This is a genomic window from Dorea sp. ICN-14282 (assembly GCF_037890115.1).
GTDB classification, from domain to species: domain Bacteria; phylum Bacillota; class Clostridia; order Lachnospirales; family Lachnospiraceae; genus Dorea_B; species Dorea_B phocaeensis.
Map to the genome: position 1 here is coordinate 898,691 of NZ_JBBKBH010000001.1, position 22,138 is coordinate 920,828.

Sequence of the window (22,138 nt, forward strand, 5' to 3'; positions counted from 1 at the left end):
GGCTATTCCCCCCAATATGTCGTGCTCATTGAACAGAGCTTTACTATCCACAGTGGTAATTTTCTGTAATTCTGCCCTAATTTATACCCCAAATACTTACAACCACTTTTGTATATCAGTACCGGTATCAGCCACGGTTTCCGAATTTTCATCAGATAAGATGCCGTCTTTTTCACCAGCCGGATTCCCTCACTCTCTGAACGGATTCCTTCAAACACTTCCGGGTGGTCTGTCTGAGATACCGCCAAATCAAAGTTACGATGAAACTGCTGCCTTCCGGAATAAGTATGCGAATGAATCACCCTCGCTTCTGCCGCATACGCCACCTGATAGCCCGCCAGAATCATCTGCCCCGCCAGAATCATGTCCTCATTGAAAATCGTTTTCTTGGTGAAGCCCCCCATCTTCTCATAGATATCTCTTCGATATGCCGCGCAGACATCCGAGCAGAAAAAAGTTTTGATTCCGAGTTCTTCCAAATCCTCTTTCCTTTTTATCCGGCTTCTGTCCGGATAATTAAAGGCACGGGTATAACGCTCAATTACATCGCAGTCCTTATTTGGAAGCTGTCTTGCATAGGCTGCACCTGTTTTCTCATCCAGTAAAAGCGGACGAACCAATTCCTCGATCAGCTCTTCATCTGCCGGAACTGCATCCTGCGTCATGTAGACGACTACCGGGGCATCCGTAAGGCGCATCCCCAGATCACGAGTTGCTCCATGGTCAAACTCCTCCGGTTCAATGTGTGTCACAATCACTCCCGGCATCCGTTCTACTTCCTCCGGGAAATGATCCGACTTTGTATTAATCACATGGATGTGACGAATTCGCCGTGTCTGCCTTCCCAGACGCTTTAACAACTGATTAAACTTCTCATCCGGTCGATAAGTGGGAATCACAACATCCACATTAATTTCCATCTTCTTTTTCCTCACTTTTTTCTTTTCTATTCTTATCGTATCCCACAAACAGATACATCATGCCTGTCAGAATCAGCCAGAACCAGGTAGTCGGATTACTAAACCAGGTGGTAAAGAAGGAAAGTCCAAGATAAATAGCAATCTGCCCATAGAACAAATATGCAATCGGATTGCGGCTCTTCTTCACAATACTTGCCAATACTTTTGCAACTCCACCTAAGAGCGCTGCAAACAAGCAGACCCCTATGATTCCGAAATCATAGTACGCATCATAAAACATGGTCAGCGTAGTCAACTCCGGTTTCGTCAAAAACAGCGGAGACGATATCAGCTGTGGAAATACAAACTTTAATCCCGTCAGTGCAAACAACGGAAACAGCATCCGGATTCCCCAGGTGTGTTCCGTCAGACCCACAACCATACAGTTAAAATTCTCAAAATTATTTGCCACGTAAATATATGGCTGAGTGATAAAGATTGGCATCTTATCCCACTTCATCTCGAAGATGCTGTTCAAATATGCCACATCATGGTTCCGAAATATGGTCAGAATCACATAGATCGGGATCATCGCCGCCAGCAGAATCACCATGGTACGAAGGCGGATTCTTTTGTTTACCATAATATATGTCACCACTGCAAATCCTACCGCAAATAAAAGCTGGAATCTGGATACGCATAAAAAAGGAATTGCAAGCGCCGTCACATTTGCAAATGCAATTGCAAAAAATTCTCCTTTTGCAAGCCGTCCGCTGACCTTCCGATACAGCACCGTAATCGCTGGAATCAGAATACAGCTAATGGTAAAGTAATGAACTCCCGACACATGAAAATAGGAGTACGCATGTGGTTTATCGGAAAATACCGGAATAAATCCCACCTTTACCGCCTCGAATGCAAAGCACAGGATAGACACCACTGCCAGCCCCATAATACAAAGAAACAGCCTCTTCTTTTGTGTCTCATTTTTTTCCAGTTCAAATTCTCTGACTTTGACGTACTTCTGACCCCACTCATATCCGATTCCAAACACCAGATAAATAAGCCCAAAACAAAGCCAGGTAATATAATGCCAGTCCGTCTGCAGTTCACTAAGCTTTAAACAGGCAATTCCCTGCCCGCCGACCCAGGACAGTGTAAACAGCGCCCGCATCTCTACCACGCTTCCACTTTCCCGTACCCAGTGTACATAGAGATAGAGCGCTTCTATAATTAAAAGCGCTCCTGACAACAGATGCAGTCCCGCAAGGGAAGCAATATAACTGGCAAAGTATGCCAGCATATAAGTACCATATTCCATTATAATTTTATTGCGTTCCCTCATCATGCACATCTCCTTCAAATGTTGTGTTCAAAGCCTCTGTCTCTTCTGTAATATCCGTCAGGTAAATAATCTCATCATTGATTTGCTGTACCTTCTCCGACGGAACATAAGCCTCTTCTCCAAATAATTCCCGATGAAGCTGTTCTACATTGGAGCGAAGACCGATCGGAACGACATAAGATCCGTCGTGTTCTCTCACACTCTCATCCGTCGTTACCTGATATGGGAATCCTCCCGTCTGTACAATATTATAATCCATAATGTTCGCTGCAAATCCCATCATATCTTTCAGAGTCAGATTGGTAGAAATCTGCGGGAACACCTTATCTACAATTTCATTCAATGTCAAAAGATTTGCTTTCTTCGCTTTTTCTGCCACCTTCTGCAGAACGACTCTCTGACGCTCGGTTCGTTTAAAATCATTTCCATCCGTATATCGAATTCTGGCATACCCCACCGCATGAACCCCGTCCAACAGCTGAGTCCCGGCTTCTTCCTTGATCGGCTTCATCTCTTGACCAACCACCTGTGCGGTTTCAAAAGCATATCCATTGCTGTAAAAAGCCTCTTCCTGGGTCATATCAAGTTCAATTCCTCCCAGCGAATCAATCACATCCACCAATGCATTAAAATTGACACTGACATAGTTCTGGATATCCAGATCAAAATTTCGGTTCAGAAGGCTGATCGCCTCTTCCGGACCTCCCCGGTTATAAGCCGAATTGGCCTTTTCATAGGTTCCGTCTGCCTGCTGCAGCAGAGTATCTCGATATACAGACACCAGCTTGACATCATTCGTCTCATTATTGATGCTGGCAATCATAATACAGTCACTCTGCACACCGCCGTCCAATTCACCCTCTCTGGAATCCAATCCAAAGAGCGCAATATTCGTATACGGTCCGGTATCCCGGTAAGCCTCCAATTTGTCCTTATCTAAGATATTAATATCCAGCTTATCCAGCTTAAAAATTCCATAAGCTGTAGCGCAGAGCACCAGCAGGATAATGACCTCCACCGTCAGAAGCGCAATTCTTTTCCTTCTTCTCTTTCTGCGAAGTTTTCTGCGTTCTTCCGGCGTCATTCTTCTTTTCATTCGTTGCTTTTTCTTCTTGCTCATTCATTCTCTCCTAACGAAGACTAGTATGCATTCTTATTAATAAATCCTTTAAAAAATGTCAAAAACAAGATTTTAAAGTCAAGGCCCAGCGTCCAGTTCTCAATATAGTAAAGATCATGGTCAATTCTTCCTCGAATCGAAGTATCTCCCCGATATCCATTCACCTGTGCCCATCCGGTTAATCCCGGACGCACCTGATGCTTCACCATATAACGGGGAATCTCTTCCTGGAACTTCTCCACAAACTGCGGACGCTCTGGACGCGGCCCTACCAGACTCATATCTCCCTTCAACACATTGATAAGCTGTGGGAGTTCATCAATACTCGTCTTTCGGATGAACTTTCCAATCGGCGTTACCCGCGGATCGTTCTTCGTTGTCCATCCCTTCTTTTCTTTTGCTTCTTCCTGCACTACCATAGAGCGGAATTTATACATATAAAATGGTCGATTCTGGTATCCAATCCGTTCCTGTTTAAAAATCAGCGGTCCTGGTGAAGTGAACTTAATAATCATTGCCACGACTGCCATTACCGGTGAAAACAGCACCAACGCCACCACGGCGCCAAAAATGTCTATACATCGCTTAGAAAACGCATTTAACGCATTGCTAAGTGGTACGTGACGGATATTGACAACGGGAAGACCAAGCAGATCTTCTGTGTACGGCTTCGTCGGAATAATATTGTTGTAATCCGGAATAAACTTGGTGTGTACCCCGGACTTTTCGCACATACTTACAATATGCTCCAACTTATGATACTCCGAAAGTCCCAGCGTAATCGCAATCTCATCCAGACAATTCTCCGGAAGGATAATCGTAAGATTCTCTGTTCTTCCAATCACCTTCACTCCCTTATACTCTGTTCCCCGCGGAACATTATCTGCCAGAATCCCCCGGATCGTGTACCCCCATTCCGGATTCGCTTTGATCCGGTCGATATACTGCTCTGCCGCACGACTATAGCCAATCAACAGAATATGCTTCTGGTTATATCCGTTCTTCCGAAGATTTCGAAGCGCCTCACGGATAATATTGCGAACCGTCACTTCCGTAAACACGTTGGTACAGAAGAAAATAAAAATCATCTTTCTGGAAAAGTCAGGCTGTTTCATCAAATATAACAACAAAATAAACGCCATAACACCGATCGCGTTCGCCTGAATAATATGCCATGCTTCCAGCCGTCTTCCCTGGACACGCTTCGGCGTATACATCTGAAAAATATAATACAGAATCAGATACATCGGCACAATCACGATCAGAATCTTCATATACTCCTGAAGTGACAGAAACCATGGATCCAATTCAAAAATCCCACTTTTAAATCTAAGATACCATGCAGCCACATACGAAAATATCATTACAGCCGCATCGATTACAACATGAAGTCTATTCAATAATTTTTGATTATCTTTAATCAATTTTCCCACCCATTTTTCACTAGATATTGTAGTCAAGGCGCAAAAAAGCCATTGCCATCACTACATTATCTTTTATAATACAATAATTTACCAGAAACGACAACCCATTACATGTAGTTTTTCTTAACATTTCTTAATATTTTCGCAACATTTACCAGAAGATCAGAAGTTTATATAGCATATAGTCCCATAATTTGTTATAATAATTCAGAAATTACTAGTAAAAATGGAGTCAATTATATGAAAGTCACGATCATTATTCCAAATTATAATGGAAAACACTTCATGGAACCCTGTCTTGCTTCTCTAAAGGAACAGACTTTCCGTGATTTTAAGATTCTCGTTGTAGACAATGCTTCTTCTGATGGAAGTGTCGCATATATGAAAACTGAATACCCTGACATTGAGGTGATTGCCCTCGATCAGAATTATGGATTCAGCAAAGCGGTAAACGTAGGGATAGAGCACAGTACAACACCTTACGTCATTTTGTTGAACAATGATACCACTGTGGATCCTCACTATGTAGAAGAAATGGTAAAAGCCATTGAAAAATCTCCGTGCATTTTCTCTGTCAGCAGCAAAATGATCCAAATGTATCATCCGGAACTGATTGACAGCGCCGGTGATCTGTACACGCTGATGGGCTGGGGTGTTTGCCGCGGAACCGGGCGTCCAATCTCCAATTATAACGAATCGGATGAGATCTTCACCGCTTGCGCCGGAGCTGCTATCTATCGCAGATCCGCCTTTGAAAAAATCGGATATTTCGACGAAAATCATTTTGCTTATTTAGAAGATATCGACGTGGGATACCGGGCCAAAATCTATGGTTACAAAAATATGTACTGTCCGACAGCGCTCGTCTATCATGTCGGAAGCGGAACCAGCGGTTCCAAATACAACTCTTTTAAGGTAAAACTTTCCGCCAGAAACAGCGTCTATCTGAATTATAAGAATATGCCGCTTCTGCAGCTGATCTTAAACTTCCTGCCGCTGTTTCTTGGTTATGTGGTCAAATATTTATTCTTTCTCAAAAAAGGCTGGGGAAAGGATTATAAAGACGGAGTCAAAGAAGGGCTTGCCACAATGAAAGCACAGAAGAAAGTTCCGTTTCAGTTTAAGCACCTTACAAACTATATCGTAATAGAGGTCGAACTTTTGCTTCACACCTTTGGATATGCAAGAGACTGGTTCAGCCGAAAGCTTTTTCAAAAATAAAGAAAAACAAGGGAGATTTTACATCCATGATTTTTAAATCGCAGGTGTAAAATCCCCCTTTTTATTTCTTTAGAAATGGAACGTATCCTTAAGAACAGCCCACTTCTGATCCTTGTCGCTTAAGTTAAGCGCCGCACCATCTTCTAAATGATATCCTTCTGCTGACGCGCTTCCCTTATATTCTCCAACTAACTGAGGCCACTCAATTCCAATCTCCGGATCATTCCATGCAAGTCCGCCTTCATCTCCTGGATGATAGAAGTCCGTACATTTGTAACAAAATTCCGCCACATCACTCAATACCAGAAATCCATGTGCAAATCCTTCTGGAATGTAGAACTGTTTCTTATTCTCTTCTGTCAATTCAATTCCAAACCATTTCCCATAGGTGTTGCTGTCGCTTCTCAAATCTACTGCAACATCAAATACAGATCCTTTGATGACTCTGACTAATTTCCCCTGTGGAAATTCCTTCTGAAAATGAAGTCCTCTTAATACACCTTTCGTAGAGCATGACTGGTTATCCTGTACAAAATTCATGGTAAGGCCAGCCTCTTCCATATCTCTCTGGCTGTAAGTCTCCATAAAGTAACCTCTTGCATCACCATGTACTGCCGGCTCAATCACACACAATCCTTCAATGCCGCCTACATTTTTCTCAACTTTAATCTGTCCCATCTTATCTCCTTCTTCTGTCTTAATTTAAAATTCAATTTCTCTAAGATAACGGTTCAGAGCATCCTGCCAGGTTGGAAGTGGTGTAAATCCATTTTCCACCAGCTTTCTTCTGTCCAGACGGCTGTTAAATGGTCTTGCCGCTTTAGAAATTCCGTACTCCGCCGTCGTTACCGGCGCTACGCTTAGCCGTTCTTCTGAATACTCTGTATGGCCTAACTCCACTGCCTGACGGAAAATTTCTTTCGTAAAATCATACCAGCTGATATATCCGCCTTCATTGGTTGCATGGTAATATCCATACTTATCCGTCTCCAGCATATCTACCAGAAGTCTTGCCAGATCGTACGTATAGGTTGGTGTTCCAATCTGATCGTTTACTACGGTCAGCTTATCGTGTGTCTTTCCTACGTTCAGCATGGTTTTGATAAAGTTCTTACCATTTTTTCCAAATACCCATGCAATACGAACAATAAAATATTTTTCCAGAAGATCAGACACTGCCAGTTCTCCTTCCAGCTTCGTCTCTCCATAGACATTCAACGGCTTATAATCCTTGCAGTCCGGATCCCATGGCTTGCTTCCCTGACCGTCAAACACGTAATCCGTACTGATATAAACCAATTTGCAATCAAGTTTTTTACATTCTTCTGCAATGTATCTGGTTCCTGTCGCATTGATTGCACGAACCAGTTCTTTCTTGTCATCATCTTCTGCCAAATCCACAGCCGTCCAGGCCGCACAGTGTACCACGACATCCGGCGCTGTCTCCGTCAGCACTCTTCGTACTGAAGCCTCGTCCGTAATATCCATCTGAACGTAAGGCATCGTACAAACTGCCGTTTCATCCTGAATTCCACTGTATTCTTCTTTAATATCAGAACCAATTCCTTCATATCCGCGCTTTGCCAGCTCATTCATCACATCGTGTCCAAGCTGTCCAGCCACACCTGTCACTAATATTTTCATACGATCTACACTCCTTACGTCTAACGATTAGCGATTTGCATACATTTTCTCATAATAATTCTGGTATTCTCCGGAAATAATGGTCTCCCACCACTCCTTGTTCTCTAAATACCATTTGATAGTCTTTTTAATTCCATCTGCAAACTTTGTCTCTGGAAGCCATCCCAGTTCATTGTGAATCTTTGTCGGATCAATTGCATAACGCATATCGTGACCCTTACGGTCTGCCACATACGTAATCAGACTTTCCGGTTTTCCTAATTCTTTACAGATGATCTTCACAATATCAATGTTGGTCATCTCATTGTGACCGCCGATATTATAAACTTCTCCCACACGGCCGTTATGGATGATCAGATCAATTGCTTTACAGTGATCTTCCACATAGAGCCAGTCACGAACGTTTTCACCCTTTCCATATACTGGCAGCGGCTTATCATTCAGTGCATTTGCAATCATCAGCGGAATCAGCTTCTCTGGGAAGTGATATGGTCCGTAGTTATTGGAACATCTGCTGATGGTTACTGGCAATCCATAGGTTCTGTGATATGCCTGTACCAAAAGGTCTGCTGCCGCTTTAGAAGAACTGTAAGGGCTGCTTGTATGAATCGGTGTTTCCTCGGTGAAGAACAGATCCGGTCTGTCTAATGGCAGATCTCCGTATACTTCATCGGTAGACACCTGATGATAACGTTTGATTCCATATTTTCTGCAGGCATCCATCAATACGGCTGTTCCCTTGATATTCGTATCCAGGAACACTTCCGGATTCTCGATGGAACGGTCCACGTGGCTTTCTGCTGCAAAGTTTACCACCATATCCGGTTTTTCTTCCTCAAATAATTTGTACACTGCTTCACGATCTGTAATGCTTTCCTTTACAAAACGGAAATTCGGGTTGTCCATTACCGGTGCCAGTGTAGACAGATTTCCTGCATAAGTTAAGCAGTCCAGACATACGATCCGATAATCTGGGTATTTGTTCAACATATGAAATACAAAGTTACTTCCAATAAATCCGGCGCCTCCGGTTACAATAATTGTCATCATGTTTTTTCTCTCCATCTCTCTTTGATTTGTAAATATCTTTGATTTATTAATACTTTTGATCGGCCTTTTAATACAGGTTTTCCTGATATTTGCCGTCCAATACATCTTTCAGATACTGTCCGTACTGATTTTTCTTCAGAACTTCGTATACCTTCATCACTTCCTCTTTGCTGATCCAGCCATTTAAGTAAGCGATTTCTTCAAGGCATGCAATCTTACGGTGCTGATGTGTTTCCATCGTCTTCACAAAATTCGTCGCATCTACCAGACTTTCATGGGTTCCGGTATCCAGCCAGGTGAATCCTTGTCCTAAAAGTTCTACGTTCAACTGGTTATCTTCCAAGTAAATACGATTCAAATCTGTAATCTCTAATTCGCCGCGCTTTCCTGGTTTCAGCCCTTTCGCATACTCTACTACCTTGTTATCGTAGAAGTAAAGACCGGTTACACAGTAATTACTCTTTGGCTGCTCTGGTTTCTCTTCAATAGAAACTGCTTTTCCTTCACGGTCAAATTCCACGATTCCAAAGCGTTCCGGATCATCCACATAATAGCCGAACACAGTAGCGCCTTTTCCTGATTCTGCATTTTCAACTGCCGCTCTTAATCTCTTCTTCAATCCATGACCCGCAAAAATATTATCGCCCAGAACCATTGCCACTGTATCGTCGCCAATGAATTCCTCTCCGATAATAAATGCCTGAGCCAGTCCGTCCGGACTTGGCTGAACAGCGTAAGATAACTGCACGCCAAACTGATGGCCGTCTCCTAAGAGCTCCTGGAATCTTGGTGTATCCTGCGGAGTCGAAATAATCAAAATATCACGGATCCCTGCATTCATCAATACAGACATCGGATAATAAATCATCGGTTTGTCATAAATTGGCAACAGCTGTTTGGATGTTACCATTGTCAATGGATACAGACGCGTGCCAGATCCTCCTGCTAATATAATTCCTTTCATTTGGAACCTCCCTTTCATGTCTATCATATTGATAGGTTTGTTCATCGTTTCTCGGTTATGTTATTCACATTATAAAAGGTGACGCTAGGTCACCTTCAAGTCTTTTTTTACATTTTGTTACAAATTTATTAAATTTGTCTATTTTGCACAAAGAAAAATGCCGGCTTCTTTCGTAATTTGAAACCCTCCAACCGTCTTTTTTCTCACATATCCACGAAACTCATTGTACCGCTCTACCAAATACTGCGCCTGGTTCCCATGGCAGGAAAGCACATAAGAAATAAGCGGTTCCGGATCAGGTACCACCAAACTGTCTTCATATTCTCTCCATTCTACACTTTGAAAATACTTTTCCAGAATATCTGCCCCATTTTCTTTTCCAAACCGTTCATAAAGCTTGTCTGCCGATAGTACAATCCGTTCGTCAAATCCCTGTACCAGATCACTGACCTCTTTCATATGTCTGCTGCCATAGGTACTGCACACAAACACACCGCCGGGCTTCAATACCCGATAAATCTCTTGGCATACCTTTTCGATATCTTCACAATAAAACAACACGTGATTTGCAATAACCAAATCAAAACTCTGATCTGGGTATGGAATTTTATGACAATCAAAGCTCTGATAAGAAAACCGCTTGTCCTTACTTCCCATTGTACGCCTTGCGTCCCGCAGCATTCCTGCCGAAACATCCGAAAGAATGACTTCTATCTTCCCAGGAAGCTCCTTCTCATTCTCTCTCCATAAAGCTCCATCCCCGCATCCAACCTCCAGAATACGACTGTTGTCTCCAAACGGAAGTTGTTCAAAAATCCAAGGAAACCATCCTTTTTGATTCTTTGCATACAGGCTGTGAAGATTGATCCTGGCAGAAATATTCGACGCATCCTGATACTGATTTTTCAGACTTTTTTCCATTCCCGTCAGATGGATCAGGTTCAGCATTCGGCTCCAGTCCACTGTATGCTCCTCCTGAATCACTTCCGTCGTATCACGGATTGCCTTTTCTACCAGCTGCATCTGCTCAATCTTATCCTGCACCAGTTTTAGCTGAAGCTTTAGTGAACCCACCATAAAATGATAATCCGAATCCGCGATCGTCATTTCCCGAATATCATCCAGGGAAAACCCAAGATATTTCAGAAGCAGAATCTGCTGAAGTCTGGCAAAATCTTCATCTGTATAAAATCTTGCACCGGCTTCTGTCACAAAAGAGGGTTTTAATATATTTTGTTTGTCATAATAGCGAATTGTCCGCAAGGTCACGTGGGCCATGCGGGCAAATTCACCGGAAGAATAATAACCTGATTTTTTCATTTTACTCAAATTTCGTCATATACCCCGGATACTCTGCGTGTCCGGTTGCCAGTGTCTGACCTTCTACCGTAATCTTTACCTGCTCGCAGTCATAAGCGTTTAAAAAGGTATTGGTCACACTTCCCATCACCACATACTCTCCCGCCGTCCCCATGGACTGCAGAAACTTCTGAAATGCCTGATTCATATCCAGATCCAAAGAAGTCACTCCATCTACTTCCGTCTTCTTACAGGAAAGTGCCTGCACATCTGCCGGAAGTGTTCCGTTCGCAATCAGCTGTTCTGTCACCCATCCTTCCGTTACAGCGGAAGCTTCCAGATTCACCGTTACGAAACCGTCCGCATTTTCATTTGGTGCAAATACGGTAACTGTCTTCGGACCCTGCTCGTCATCCGATGAATCCGCTAAGCCTTGTTCGTCCCCGTTCTGATCTTCTACCGGATCCTCTTCGTCTGTATCTTCCTTCTCTGTATCTTCGACCTCCAGAGATTCCGTCTTCTTGTCCTCTTCGTTATCCTTGTCCGTCTCAGCATTCTTCTGACATCCGGCGAGAAGAAGTACGCACAGGCTCAGAATCAGAACTTTTGATATCTTCTTTTTCATATACTCCACCTCACATTTCCTTCTCCTGATTCTAGTATGCTCACACTCTCATCAGAAGATTCTTTGTTTGTTCCATATTAACATAAATTGCGTTAGGTGGCAATGAAAGATGAATCCGAAGCACTTCTTTTCCCCTCCTTGTTTGTCTCATTTTTGCAACCGATCATATTTCCTCCTCAAGTTAAAATGATCCAAAAGGTGCAAAAAACGAGACAATTCTGATCACACTATTTACAAGAGGGGGAGAATTATGCCAAAGCCAAAAACAAAAACCGGAGAAAAAAATCTAATCAGCAAACGACTCATCGAACTGCGACAACAGCATAATATGTCCCAGCGACTTCTAGCCTACCAACTGCAATTGAAGGGATATGATATGGATAAGAATGTCATTACCAGAATTGAAACGAACAAACGATACGTTACAGATCTGGAATTAAAAGCCTTCACTGAGATTTTCAACGTCTCTTACGATTATCTTATTGATGGAAAAGAAACAGATCAGTCATAGCTTCTACGGAGGCTATGACTTTTTGATGTCAAGCCACTTTACTACAAATTTTGCCACACACTTCCTTCCAAAATAGAATCTCCCTTTATTTTGATATAGAATTCCTCTGTTCGAAACACAATTGATAAATTACCGATTCGGTATTGAAGTATCTTCTCGAAAAGATACTATTAGAATCAGATACCGCAATACCGCGGTATCTGACGATTGATTTGCTACCGACAGCTGACAGCTGTCGAAAACTACGCTAACACTTTCTTTGCTTCTTCTTCAAAATCTTCCATGGACTCCGCCTTGGCCGCCAGCTTATGAAGCACTTTCAGTTGTTCTTCATCACTCAGTTCATGAATCCGTACTTCCAGCTCTTCTGAAATCCTTCCCATCTCTTCTAAAAGTTCAAAAATAGACGCTCTCCTGGTCAACAAGGCACCTTCTTCACGTCCTTCTTTGCGTCCTTCTGCACGTCCCTCTTCGCGTCCAGCCTTTCGTTCATCCCTCATCATTTCTTCGAAAATCATATAGCGTTCTCCCATCTCACGGCTTTCCTTCACATTATGAATAGATTTCTGTAATTGTCCTACAAACTCATCTTCAAAATCTGATTCACTCTGCTCAACATCCGCCGCTACAAATTTCAAGAATCTCACAAGACTTTCCGGAAGCTTTTCTGCATTTTTCCCCTTGGTACTTAGATATATGGTCTGACATCCGTCATCACATTCCACAGAAGAATCTTCTTTACACTGCATACCACATGTATAACAATACAATCCTCTGCCAAAGGGATCATAATCACACAAAAAGATAACAAAAGTATCCGGAAGCTCTTCATAGCCTGTTCCCGCTGCAAGAAGCTCCATATCCATCTGACTGTGATAATATCTTGAGCGCTTTACCAGCGCCACATCCCTCTTAACCTGCATCTCCACGTTATAACGCTTGTTATTCTGGTCTTTGGCATACACATCCAGCCGAATCCCCTTATACTCCGGGTGGTATACCATGTTCCTCTCATAACTTACATCAATCCTGGAAATTGGAAATCCCAGCACCATCTCTAGAAACCTGGTACAGTTCTCTTCCTCGCTCATCACTGCACAGAACATAAAGTTGTCCTTGATAGTTAAGTCTTGTAATCGTTTATTCCTACTCATTCTTCCTCCATATCCACAGAGGAATTCTATGAGAGAATGATAACACATAGGAGCAAGAAATACTACTCTCTTAAAATCAAAATATTATTTTCTGCATACGGGCTAGACCAAAAAACGGAGTGGATATCATCCACTCCGTCGTAAATTGAAGCTTTTTTATCTAATTCTACATTCCATAAATCGGCTTGATATAAGATTCCATAAGGCTCATACCATATTTCCTAGCTGCTGCCCACCCTTTTCCGTCCGGATTTTCTTTGATTCCCAGCCATTCCACATATGGTGCACAATTTCTCGTCACATAGGCAAATCTGGTGTCCACTATTTCATTCTTCGGACTGTCTTTTGATGCATATGCTTTCAGATGCTGAACCTGTGCACGGATGCCGGTACGAACGTCTTTAAACGACTCTCCCGGTACGCCGCCTGTTGCACCTAAGCCGGCAAAATTAAACTGTTCCACCTTCACATCTCCACCAAACTGAAGGTATCCGGTCTCTTTCATTGCCTGTCCGAATACAACTTCCGGCTTCACATTCTCCACAACTGCCTCATCGTACAGAATCTCACAAAACTGTGTAATATTAGAAGCTCCGCCTTTAGATAATGCTCCACTTGGATAAGTTCTCTTAGAATTCATGTACATTTTCACCATCTTATTCACTGCAGTTGTCTTATTTCCAAGTGCTGTTGCTCCCATAATCGGAGTCACTCCCTCATAAGTCATTGCTCCTTCCGGTGAAACTTCTTTATTGAAATAATACCAGACTCCATCTATCTGGCGATACCCTCTAGTCATTGCGCCTTCCGCGCCAAAGTTATTTGCTGTTGGATTTAAGTAGTACCAGGTACCACCATCCTTTAACCAGCCTTTGTGCATTGCACCGGAGGTGTTCAGATAGTAATGCGTACCCCCAAGCGCGATCCAGCCCGTCACCATTTTCCCTGAGCCATCCATATAATACCAGCTGCCGCCAACATTCTGCCAGCCTGTCACCATATAGCCTGCTGCATCAAAGTAGTACCGCTGGCCTCCAATTACTTCCCAGTTGGACTTGGTATAACTTCCATCGCTGTGACGATACCACCAGCCGCGTCTATCCAAAATCCATTTAGCTTCTTCTTTCACCTTTCCCGGAACCCATGCTCCACTTGCATCCACATAATCGTTTCCGATCCAGGTGTTGGATGCCATTGCTCCGGAAGATGCAAAGTAATAGCATTTTCCACCTATCCAATGCCAGCCTGTCACCATATAGCCCGCTGCATCAAAGTAGTACCACTGGCCTCCAATTACTTCCCAGTTGGACTTGGTATAACTTCCATCGCTGTGACGATACCACCAGCCGCGTCCATCCAAAATCCATTTAGCTTCCTCTTTCACCTTTCCCGGAACCCATGCGCCGCTTGCATCCACATAATCGTTCCCAATCCAGGTATTGGATGCCATTGCTCCAGAAGCGGTAAAATAGTAACATTTACTGTTGATCCACTGCCAGCCTGTTAACATAACTCCACTACCATTGAGATAATACTTGCTGCTGCCGATGGTCTGCCAGCCTGTCAACATCTTTCCAGATGTGTCCATATAATACCAGCTGCCACCAATATTCTGCCAGCCCGTTACCATATAGCCCGCTGCATTAAAATAATACCACTGACCTTCAATCTTTTCCCAATTAGATCTGGTATAACTCCCATCTTTGTGGCGATACCACCAGCCACCTTCATCCTGAACCCAGCCAGGTTTTATCATTCCCGGAACCCATGCGCCATTGGAATTCACATAATCATTTCCAATCCAGGTATCTGCTGCCATTACCCCCGTACCATCGAAATAATAACAGGTAGTACCAATCCACTGCCAGCCAGTCAACATGATTCCACTGCCGTTAAAATAGTACCATTTATTATTGATCTGCTGCCAGCCTGTTAACATAACTCCGCTTGCCGGATCCAGATAATACTTCGCGGTTCCTTCTGTAAACCATCCGGTCTGCATATACCCATTGGAATCAAAATGATACCAAGCTCCGTTGATTGCCTCCCAGGTATTCTTCGCATAGCTTCCGTCCGCGTACTGGTACCACCAGCCCTTATCATTCTGAATCCACTGTCCCTTGCCAAGTCCGTACGCTTGCGCAATTCCTTTGGCATCTGCAATTCCAAGTGCCTTCAGCTTTGCATCGGAGCTTAGATACTTATTATAATCATCTATATTATCGATAAACGCATGCTCTACAATGATCGCCGGAAAGCCAGCCCGCTTACTCTGCCAGATCAACGCATAGTAATCCTGCAAGGATCCATCCGGATAAAGGGTATTCGTTCCACTGTTTCGAATCTTAATTCCACGGTCTGTCAGACCCAGACCAACCAGTTCCTTTTGAATTTTAGAAGCCAGATTCTTTCCTTCGTTTCCAACTCCTGGATTATAATTGGCATTCGGATAATAAACTTCCGCTCCATGAGCCTTTCCAAGCCCCGTAGAATTCAAATGCATACTTACCAGTACGTCCGCCTTTTTCCCTTTGGCGTATTCTACACGCTTTTTCAAATCATCGGACAAATTATTGGACGGGGAAAGACCTGTATCTGTTGTTCTGGTCATATATACCGTTACGCCGCCATACTTCTCCAACTCTTCCTTGCAATACTTTGCGATCTTCAATGTCAAGTCTTTTTCCTTCGCGCCATTCACTCCGACCGCACCCGGATCATATCCTCCATGTCCCGGATCAATTACGACAATCAGATTTCCTGCTTTTTCAGACGTCTCGGCCACTCTTGAAGCCACTGCCGGGACATCCGTCTTCGCTTCTTCGACAGCTTCTTCCACTGACTCACTCTCTACTAATTCTCCTTCTTCATCATAAGTAAGGAAGTTCACCGGATTTCCCGGTTCATTGACCGTTCTTGCACTCGAAGACGTACTCTCTTCTTCTACGACCGCATCTGGCTGTGTATCACATTCCTGATTTACACCAAATCGTGAATCAATTCCAGCTTCTCCTAGATCGATTTCATTTGTGACGCCGTCGCTTACCGTCCGTACTTTTAACAAATGATAGCTACCTGCCGTGCTGTTTTCCAGATAATCAATAGAAAATACTGCTGTAGCATCCTGAATCTCTCCAGCCCAAACCTCATACTGCTCTGCTGTCTCCACATTTTCATATACCATGGAAACAGACTCCAGTTCTACTTCATCCTGGAAAGACACCATGATTTTTTGTGTATCTGGTGTCATCAGATATGGAGTATCTATGTACAGATACTGTAACTGTGGTACGGACATCTCCTGTGTCTGTACTTCTCCTCCTTCTGCCTCTGACTGTACCTCCAGCTGTTCTGCCGAAGCAGCCTCTGTCTGTGATACACTTTCCTGCACCTGGTTCTCATCAGCCGCCAAAGCTCCGCTTGCCGGCAGAATACTGAATAACATTGCCAGACTAAGTGCAATCGATACTGCTTTTCTTTTGAATTTCTGCATATTCTACGCCCCTTAAAACTAACTGTTTTCTTGTTGCTTACCCTAAATCAAGTTAACTATAGCATAATTCTATTTTTCAAACAAGGAATTCCTTATTTTTCCTCTTTTTCCTAATCAAGGATATCATTAACGCATCAGCTGATTTCTTTTTGTGATTTCTTCCGATGTCAGACGATCCAACGCCTCTATCTTTTTCGCAAAATATGTTCTGCACCATTCTTCTTCCAACAGAGGCTTTCGCATCTGCAAGTGTTTAATTCCGCTGTGTGAATTAATCTCCATAATTTTAACCCCTTTATTGGTAAAGCAAATATCAAAGCCCATATACTCACAAAGCCCCAGATATTCCGTAATTCCGATCACCATATCCCTTGCTTCCTCCCACAGGTCAATGGTTCCTTCCACCAGCACGTTTGTATCTGGATGGTATGGCATGTCTTCTATTCTGTCAATATACACTGCTTTTCCTTCACTGAATCTGCCGCTTTCTGTATCAATCTTCACATCATAGGCAAATACCGTCGCCGAGTTGCTGTTCATATAGTTGGCATGACCAGAATCTTTGGTGCCAAATCTTAAATATCCACCTGCAATTTTGGATTTCTCCTCCCCATCTTTGATTGCCAAAACACGAATGGTATGAATCAAAGGGAAGATCTCCCCTAACTGCGTGGATGGGACAAAGTATTCTGTATATATGTAATTGGGATGTTTCTCAACGAAGCTTCTCAACTCCTCTTTCCCACACACTTCCCCGTTGATATAAAATGTTTCATTTTCGTATGATAATTCAAAAAAGCCGACTGACAAAGCTCCATTGCAGGGTTTACATGCAACCTTCTTTTCCCGTTCCACCAATAGTGCCACCGCATCTGCCGAAGAATGTCTGCAGTCTTCCGGACAATCCATCAACGGCATCAACCTGTCCTCTGTCTTATAGTAGAAATATTTTGGCATATATCTGTCATATTTTGTCCCTGCCAGCATATACTTCAATGTTAATTTATCATTGATCCAAATTCTCTCCCAGCTGTTCAAGGGCCAAATCCGATAATATTCATAATCCGATAAATAATCTTCTATATGCTCTGCCTCTTTTAAGTTATATGCTACAGCGCTCTCTGCCAAAAATCCTCTTGCATGCGCCCATTCCAAATCTTCTTCCGCCCACAGACCGCTTTCCTTTTCCTGCTTCCACAATCCGTGCAGATAATCCGCCATTTTCTTGCTGAATCCAGCTCTTAACATTCCATCTATTGTCCAATCATACATAACGCTTTCTCCTTTTTACTTGCCGCCCAATGCTTTTATATTATCACAGATTCGGTATACATCCTCTAATGCAAGATCTGCATATAACGGTAACGTCAGCACTTTTTTAGAAACATCCAATGCAACCGGCGTCTCTTTTACATCATATTGATCTTTATAACATGCAAAAGAATTGGTTAGCGGATAAAAATATTTTCTCGTATAAATCCCTTTCTCCTTCAATAAATCATAGACACAGTCTCTTGAAATGCCAAATTCTGACCCTTCGATCAATATCGGAAAATATGCATAATTTGACTTTACATTCTCCTGTTCTTTCATAAAACGAATTCCCCGGGTATCTTTTAAACATTCTCGATAGCAGGAAACAATACGCTTACGCTTTTCGATTTCTTCCTCAACATGCCGAAGATTACAGATTCCCATTGCCGCCTGAAATTCATTCATTTTTGCGTTTGCCCCGACGCTGTCAACCACCTCTTCATTTCGGATTCCGAAATTTTTAAGCCGATATAAATCAAGTCCCAGCTCCTGATCTTGGAAACATACGCAGCCGCCTTCAATAGAATTATACACTTTCGTTGCGTGAAAACTGAACATTGAGGCATCCCCAAAAGAACCAATCCCTCTGTTTTTGTAGGTTACTCCGAATGCATGGGCTGCGTCGTAGATAACTTTCAAGTCATGGTGTTTTGCAATTTCTTCTATCTCCTCCACCTGACACACTTGTCCATACACATGTACCGGTACGATGGCGGACGTTTTTTCCGTAATCAACGCTTCCATTTTAGACACATCCATTGTGAAATTCTCCGGATTAATATCGCAAAAAACAGGTGTTAATCCATTTCGGACAATTGCATGTGTGGTAGACGCAAAGGTGAACGGTGTTGTAATCACTTCCCCGGATAATCCCATCGCCTGAATCACCATTTCCAATGCCATATGACCATTGGAAAACAGGGAAACACCTTCTACTTCCAAATATTGTCTCAGCTGTTTTTCCAGTTCCTTATGTTTTGCTCCCATATTCGTCAGCCAATGAGATTCCCATAACTCTCTAATCTCATCGATGTATTCCTCTAGCGGAGGCATGGACGACCGTGTAACAAATATTTCCCCCATCTCTCATTCCTACTTTCTTTCCTGCTTCTTTTCCTTCTGTTTTATTTCGTTTTATTCTATCTTCGTTACGTATTCTTCATATTTCCGAGCAATATATTGATTTTTCAGATCTTCTTTTCCTTCAATCTCTTCTCCTGTAAAACATCTGAGATGATTACGGACACAATCATATCCGGCAATACAAGAGAACTCTACTCCACCTGAAAATCTTGGATTACATTCCATAAAGAAATGCTCCCCGCTGTCTGTCTCAATAAATTCAAAATTCACACATCCATTTACACCTAATACTGCCGCAAGCTCCCGACACTGTTTTTCTAAAACGCTGTCATGGAAAACATATACCGTCGTTCCCGCTCCATTCAATGTCCGAAGCAGCTCTTTTCTTGCAACACACTGCGTCGTTTGAGTTTCCTGATTTCTTACTACGTCCACCGTTATAATACCACCGCTGATCTTAGGCTGAACAATGTAATTCGATATATCCTGATTTCTCACAAAGTTCTCCATCTGTTCTGCAGACTCTATATAAAACAACCCCTGACTGCTTCTTCCATTCGTTGGTTTTACAACAGCCGGATAGTCTAGTTCCTGGATTTTTGCCTCCTGCAGCATAACGGTAGGTATCACACTGCAGATATTGTTCTTCTGCAAGTACTGATTTAATCTCATTTTATTTCTGCAGATATCAATTGCTTCTGTCGATGAAATGCAGACCGTTATTCCAGATTTTTCAAACACTTCCCGATTTTTGTTATAAAAATCCACTTCGATATCCGTCAATGGAAAAATGTATTCTACGCGATGCTCCTGACACAGATTCAGAATGAAATTCTGATACGCTTCTGCCTCACTTACCAATGGCGCCTGATAGAAAAAATCAACATGATAGGCATCTGCCAGCCATTCCTTCTGGTAAATATCACAGCCAATAACTGTATACTCTTCTTCCTGCATCTTTTTAATGACGATATCTGCTGCAAATGAGCCAATCGCGGTTACTAAAACCGTTTTCATAACTTATTTCCTCTTTTCGTTATAACTGTTTTATAAAATGAATGTCATCCATTCTATTTTGATTTCCTTCACTGTCAATTTCAAATCCCAAACCTTCATACATCTTAATGGCCGCCTGATTTGTTTTATGCGTATATAAATTCACACTGCGAATTTGCTTTTCTCTGCAGAGCAAAACAAACTGATGAACTAACTTCTTTCCCAGTCCCTGATTTCTAAAATCCCTAGAAACGCCTACCAGAGAAATATATGCGCTGCCATTTTCCAAGTCATTCATGTATCCTGCGACAAGCCCCCGTATTTCTTCATCCTGAACCTCTGCAACTAGTTCTGCTTTCTCCCACAACTTCTCACAGTATTCATTTAAGTCTACTTTTTCGCTTACCGGAATCGGGAAATCATAATTGATCTTTTTTATAAAATCAAAAAATTTCTCCTTCTCTATCTCTTGCTTATTATTTATCATCATTTCTTTCTCTTCCTTTTTTGTTTAACAATCGATAAACTGCTCGAATAATGAAAGAGGAGCGATACTCTGTTAATAATCTTTCCATTTCTTGCTTTTGACTCTCAAGATTTTTAAAATGTTCTTCTACCTCAAGCAGTGGGATTTCTTCCACATTTAACACGATTTTTAATTCTTTCTGTTCTCTTGGCATTTTTATCATATACTGTGGATCTAATGTATAAAAAACATCCATGCCATCTTGCCGAATACCATTAACTGGTTCTATCTGGGCCTCCGATCCATCGCTCCAATTCGCCGATATCACTTTACATCTTCGATAGGTACCTTCGTCAAGATCAAACCTAAGTTCTTTTCCTCCCATATCCACTGCAATTCCTTCAGTCTGATAAATGATCCGTGCCATTCTTGTACTGGGAACATACACTTTTTCTTTGATTGCTTCCTCTTCATTGTAGCCTTTTCCTGTATCCCAGTATAATGTTGTCGTCAAAAATTTTTCTCTCGGTATCAGTCCAAATATATCAAACTTTCGCTTGTCCAAATCAAACGCTTTACTGCCATATCCATACAGTTCTTCTATTTCCGCTTTCTTTTCTTTGCTTTGGAACATCTCATATATAAGTTCCAGACCAATTAATTTATGAACATCTCGAGAACCCTTCATAAAAAGCTGTGCCAATGCATATTCTATCGTACACTGGCCATTTATGACATATTGAGCCCCTTCCGGGAAGATCTTAAGTAGTGTATCTACATCCTTGATTTTTAAATACTCCTTATACAGGAAATATTCTTCCAAAAACAGCCTCTTTTGCTTTCCAGCTGTCTCCCCGCTTTCATTTGATTCATCTTGATGAACTCTAAAGTAGGTTAACTTTTCCGGAACAATATAGATTTCTGCATGGAAACATACTTTAATCCATTGGCTCAAATCAGGCAGGCTGTTAAGTCCCGATGCAAACAATTGATATTTCGTATAAACCTCTTTCCTGATCAGCAAACTAGGATGACACAAACAATTTCCTCGGTCGAAGAAATATCTCAACCACTCATACCTGCTTTTGTTTTCCATAGAAAAGACATTTGCATATGCATGATTCCCCACATATGCGTTTCCATCATCATCTATCACGGTAACCCCAGTAAAGCATGCAGCAACCTCCGGTCTGGAATCCAACACTGCTACTTGTGCTTCTAATTTCTTCTCATTCCATTTATCATCACCATGGAGAATGGCCACGTAATCCCCTTCCAGGTCCTCCAGAGCCTCTGCCAATCCACCTCTGCCAATATTCTTTTCGTGCAATATTGCCTTGATTCTCGGATATTTTTCCACATATTCCTTGATGATTTCCTGACTGTGATCCGTCGAACAATCATCTACAATAATAAATTCAAAATCCTGATAAGTCTGATTCAAAACACTTTCAATCGACTCACGCAACAATTCACCATGATTATAGGATGTTAACCACACACTTACCTTTGCCATCTCATCGCCCTCAT

General features: G+C 42.3%; 19 protein-coding genes. 2 read left to right on the forward strand and 17 right to left on the reverse strand.

Going from position 1 to position 22,138, the window contains the following annotated elements:
• Positions 1-2: 2 nt before the first annotated feature.
• The 4 genes from WKT00_RS04265 to WKT00_RS04280 are packed head-to-tail and all read right to left on the reverse strand — an operon-like array spanning position 3 to position 4,788.
• The gene (locus tag WKT00_RS04265) at positions 3-920 is read right to left on the reverse strand and encodes a glycosyltransferase family 2 protein (protein ID WP_340261191.1); all 918 of its coding nucleotides are present in this window, start codon (positions 918-920) and stop codon (positions 3-5) included.
• Complete coding sequence (locus tag WKT00_RS04270) at positions 910-2,244, reverse strand: O-antigen polymerase (protein ID WP_340261567.1); 1,335 nt, start codon at positions 2,242-2,244, stop codon at positions 910-912. The genes WKT00_RS04265 and WKT00_RS04270 overlap by 11 nt, the downstream gene beginning before the upstream one ends.
• Positions 2,228-3,364 (reverse strand): LCP family protein, encoded by a 1,137-nt coding sequence (locus tag WKT00_RS04275; protein ID WP_173814422.1) that lies wholly within the window; start codon positions 3,362-3,364, stop codon positions 2,228-2,230. The genes WKT00_RS04270 and WKT00_RS04275 overlap by 17 nt, the downstream gene beginning before the upstream one ends.
• A gap of 20 nt (positions 3,365-3,384) precedes the next feature.
• Positions 3,385-4,788 (reverse strand): undecaprenyl-phosphate glucose phosphotransferase, encoded by a 1,404-nt coding sequence (locus WKT00_RS04280; RefSeq protein ID WP_101695676.1) that lies wholly within the window; start codon positions 4,786-4,788, stop codon positions 3,385-3,387.
• Between the two features lie 240 nt (positions 4,789-5,028).
• Here WKT00_RS04280 and WKT00_RS04285 point away from each other — a divergent pair, with 240 nt between their 5' ends.
• Positions 5,029-6,009, forward strand: coding sequence for a glycosyltransferase family 2 protein (locus WKT00_RS04285; protein WP_101695477.1), 981 nt, complete (start codon positions 5,029-5,031; stop codon positions 6,007-6,009).
• Positions 6,010-6,078: 69 nt separating this feature from the next.
• On the opposite strand, the gene rfbC is transcribed toward WKT00_RS04285, so the two are convergent.
• The 6 genes from rfbC to WKT00_RS04315 all read right to left on the reverse strand — a co-directional run bounded on the left by rfbC (position 6,079) and on the right by WKT00_RS04315 (position 11,591).
• Entirely contained in the window at positions 6,079-6,687 is a 609-nt protein-coding gene (gene rfbC, locus WKT00_RS04290; RefSeq protein WP_101695478.1) for a dTDP-4-dehydrorhamnose 3,5-epimerase, read from the reverse strand.
• 24 nt (positions 6,688-6,711) lie between these two features.
• Positions 6,712-7,653 (reverse strand): dTDP-4-dehydrorhamnose reductase, encoded by a 942-nt coding sequence (gene rfbD / locus WKT00_RS04295; RefSeq protein ID WP_101695479.1) that lies wholly within the window; start codon positions 7,651-7,653, stop codon positions 6,712-6,714.
• 27 nt (positions 7,654-7,680) lie between these two features.
• Positions 7,681-8,700: a dTDP-glucose 4,6-dehydratase gene (rfbB, locus tag WKT00_RS04300; RefSeq protein ID WP_173814508.1), complete on the reverse strand. Its 1,020-nt coding sequence runs from the start codon at positions 8,698-8,700 to the stop codon at positions 7,681-7,683.
• 70 nt (positions 8,701-8,770) lie between these two features.
• Positions 8,771-9,667 (reverse strand): glucose-1-phosphate thymidylyltransferase RfbA, encoded by an 897-nt coding sequence (rfbA, locus tag WKT00_RS04305; protein WP_173814423.1) that lies wholly within the window; start codon positions 9,665-9,667, stop codon positions 8,771-8,773.
• A gap of 138 nt (positions 9,668-9,805) precedes the next feature.
• Positions 9,806-10,987: a MerR family transcriptional regulator gene (locus WKT00_RS04310; protein ID WP_340261202.1), complete on the reverse strand. Its 1,182-nt coding sequence runs from the start codon at positions 10,985-10,987 to the stop codon at positions 9,806-9,808.
• Position 10,988: 1 nt separating this feature from the next.
• Positions 10,989-11,591, reverse strand: coding sequence for a GerMN domain-containing protein (locus tag WKT00_RS04315; protein WP_340261204.1), 603 nt, complete (start codon positions 11,589-11,591; stop codon positions 10,989-10,991).
• 250 nt (positions 11,592-11,841) lie between these two features.
• Here WKT00_RS04315 and WKT00_RS04320 point away from each other — a divergent pair, with 250 nt between their 5' ends.
• Positions 11,842-12,102 (forward strand): helix-turn-helix domain-containing protein, encoded by a 261-nt coding sequence (locus WKT00_RS04320; protein WP_101695483.1) that lies wholly within the window; start codon positions 11,842-11,844, stop codon positions 12,100-12,102.
• A 242-nt stretch (positions 12,103-12,344) separates the two neighbouring features.
• On the opposite strand, the gene WKT00_RS04325 is transcribed toward WKT00_RS04320, so the two are convergent.
• The 7 genes from WKT00_RS04325 to WKT00_RS04355 form a co-directional block, all read right to left on the reverse strand.
• A complete protein-coding gene (locus WKT00_RS04325) occupies positions 12,345-13,256 on the reverse strand; it encodes an Rpn family recombination-promoting nuclease/putative transposase (protein ID WP_101695484.1) in 912 nt (303 codons plus the stop codon).
• A 166-nt stretch (positions 13,257-13,422) separates the two neighbouring features.
• Complete coding sequence (locus WKT00_RS04330; RefSeq protein ID WP_101695486.1) at positions 13,423-16,749, reverse strand: N-acetylmuramoyl-L-alanine amidase; 3,327 nt, start codon at positions 16,747-16,749, stop codon at positions 13,423-13,425.
• Positions 16,750-16,875: 126 nt separating this feature from the next.
• A complete protein-coding gene (locus tag WKT00_RS04335; RefSeq protein WP_173814426.1) occupies positions 16,876-18,021 on the reverse strand; it encodes a sugar-transfer associated ATP-grasp domain-containing protein in 1,146 nt (381 codons plus the stop codon).
• Positions 18,022-18,036: 15 nt separating this feature from the next.
• Complete coding sequence (locus WKT00_RS04340) at positions 18,037-19,146, reverse strand: DegT/DnrJ/EryC1/StrS family aminotransferase (RefSeq protein WP_173814427.1); 1,110 nt, start codon at positions 19,144-19,146, stop codon at positions 18,037-18,039.
• Between the two features lie 51 nt (positions 19,147-19,197).
• Positions 19,198-20,163, reverse strand: a complete 966-nt coding sequence (locus WKT00_RS04345; RefSeq protein WP_101695490.1) for an ATP-grasp domain-containing protein — start codon at positions 20,161-20,163, stop codon at positions 19,198-19,200.
• Positions 20,164-20,182: 19 nt separating this feature from the next.
• Positions 20,183-20,632 (reverse strand): GNAT family N-acetyltransferase, encoded by a 450-nt coding sequence (locus WKT00_RS04350; protein ID WP_101695491.1) that lies wholly within the window; start codon positions 20,630-20,632, stop codon positions 20,183-20,185.
• Positions 20,619-22,124, reverse strand: a complete 1,506-nt coding sequence (locus WKT00_RS04355) for a glycosyltransferase family 2 protein (protein WP_101695492.1) — start codon at positions 22,122-22,124, stop codon at positions 20,619-20,621. The genes WKT00_RS04350 and WKT00_RS04355 overlap by 14 nt, the downstream gene beginning before the upstream one ends.
• Positions 22,125-22,138 lie beyond the last annotated feature (14 nt).

Coding starts and splice junctions, on each gene's coding strand:
- WKT00_RS04355 (WP_101695492.1), bottom strand. CDS start 22,124: ATGGCAAAGGTAAGTGTGTGGTTAACATCCTATAATCATGGTGAATTG.
- rfbA (WP_173814423.1), bottom strand. CDS start 9,667: ATGAAAGGAATTATATTAGCAGGAGGATCTGGCACGCGTCTGTATCCA.
- WKT00_RS04320 (WP_101695483.1), top strand. CDS start 11,842: ATGCCAAAGCCAAAAACAAAAACCGGAGAAAAAAATCTAATCAGCAAA.
- rfbD (WP_101695479.1), bottom strand. CDS start 7,653: ATGAAAATATTAGTGACAGGTGTGGCTGGACAGCTTGGACACGATGTG.
- WKT00_RS04275 (WP_173814422.1), bottom strand. CDS start 3,364: ATGAGCAAGAAGAAAAAGCAACGAATGAAAAGAAGAATGACGCCGGAA.
- WKT00_RS04345 (WP_101695490.1), bottom strand. CDS start 20,163: ATGAAAACGGTTTTAGTAACCGCGATTGGCTCATTTGCAGCAGATATC.
- WKT00_RS04270 (WP_340261567.1), bottom strand. CDS start 2,244: ATGAGGGAACGCAATAAAATTATAATGGAATATGGTACTTATATGCTG.
- WKT00_RS04340 (WP_173814427.1), bottom strand. CDS start 19,146: ATGGGGGAAATATTTGTTACACGGTCGTCCATGCCTCCGCTAGAGGAA.
- WKT00_RS04315 (WP_340261204.1), bottom strand. CDS start 11,591: ATGAAAAAGAAGATATCAAAAGTTCTGATTCTGAGCCTGTGCGTACTT.
- rfbB (WP_173814508.1), bottom strand. CDS start 8,700: ATGACAATTATTGTAACCGGAGGCGCCGGATTTATTGGAAGTAACTTT.
- WKT00_RS04325 (WP_101695484.1), bottom strand. CDS start 13,256: ATGAGTAGGAATAAACGATTACAAGACTTAACTATCAAGGACAACTTT.
- WKT00_RS04265 (WP_340261191.1), bottom strand. CDS start 920: ATGGAAATTAATGTGGATGTTGTGATTCCCACTTATCGACCGGATGAG.
- rfbC (WP_101695478.1), bottom strand. CDS start 6,687: ATGGGACAGATTAAAGTTGAGAAAAATGTAGGCGGCATTGAAGGATTG.
- WKT00_RS04330 (WP_101695486.1), bottom strand. CDS start 16,749: ATGCAGAAATTCAAAAGAAAAGCAGTATCGATTGCACTTAGTCTGGCA.
- WKT00_RS04350 (WP_101695491.1), bottom strand. CDS start 20,632: ATGATGATAAATAATAAGCAAGAGATAGAGAAGGAGAAATTTTTTGAT.
- WKT00_RS04285 (WP_101695477.1), top strand. CDS start 5,029: ATGAAAGTCACGATCATTATTCCAAATTATAATGGAAAACACTTCATG.
- WKT00_RS04335 (WP_173814426.1), bottom strand. CDS start 18,021: ATGTATGATTGGACAATAGATGGAATGTTAAGAGCTGGATTCAGCAAG.
- WKT00_RS04310 (WP_340261202.1), bottom strand. CDS start 10,987: ATGAAAAAATCAGGTTATTATTCTTCCGGTGAATTTGCCCGCATGGCC.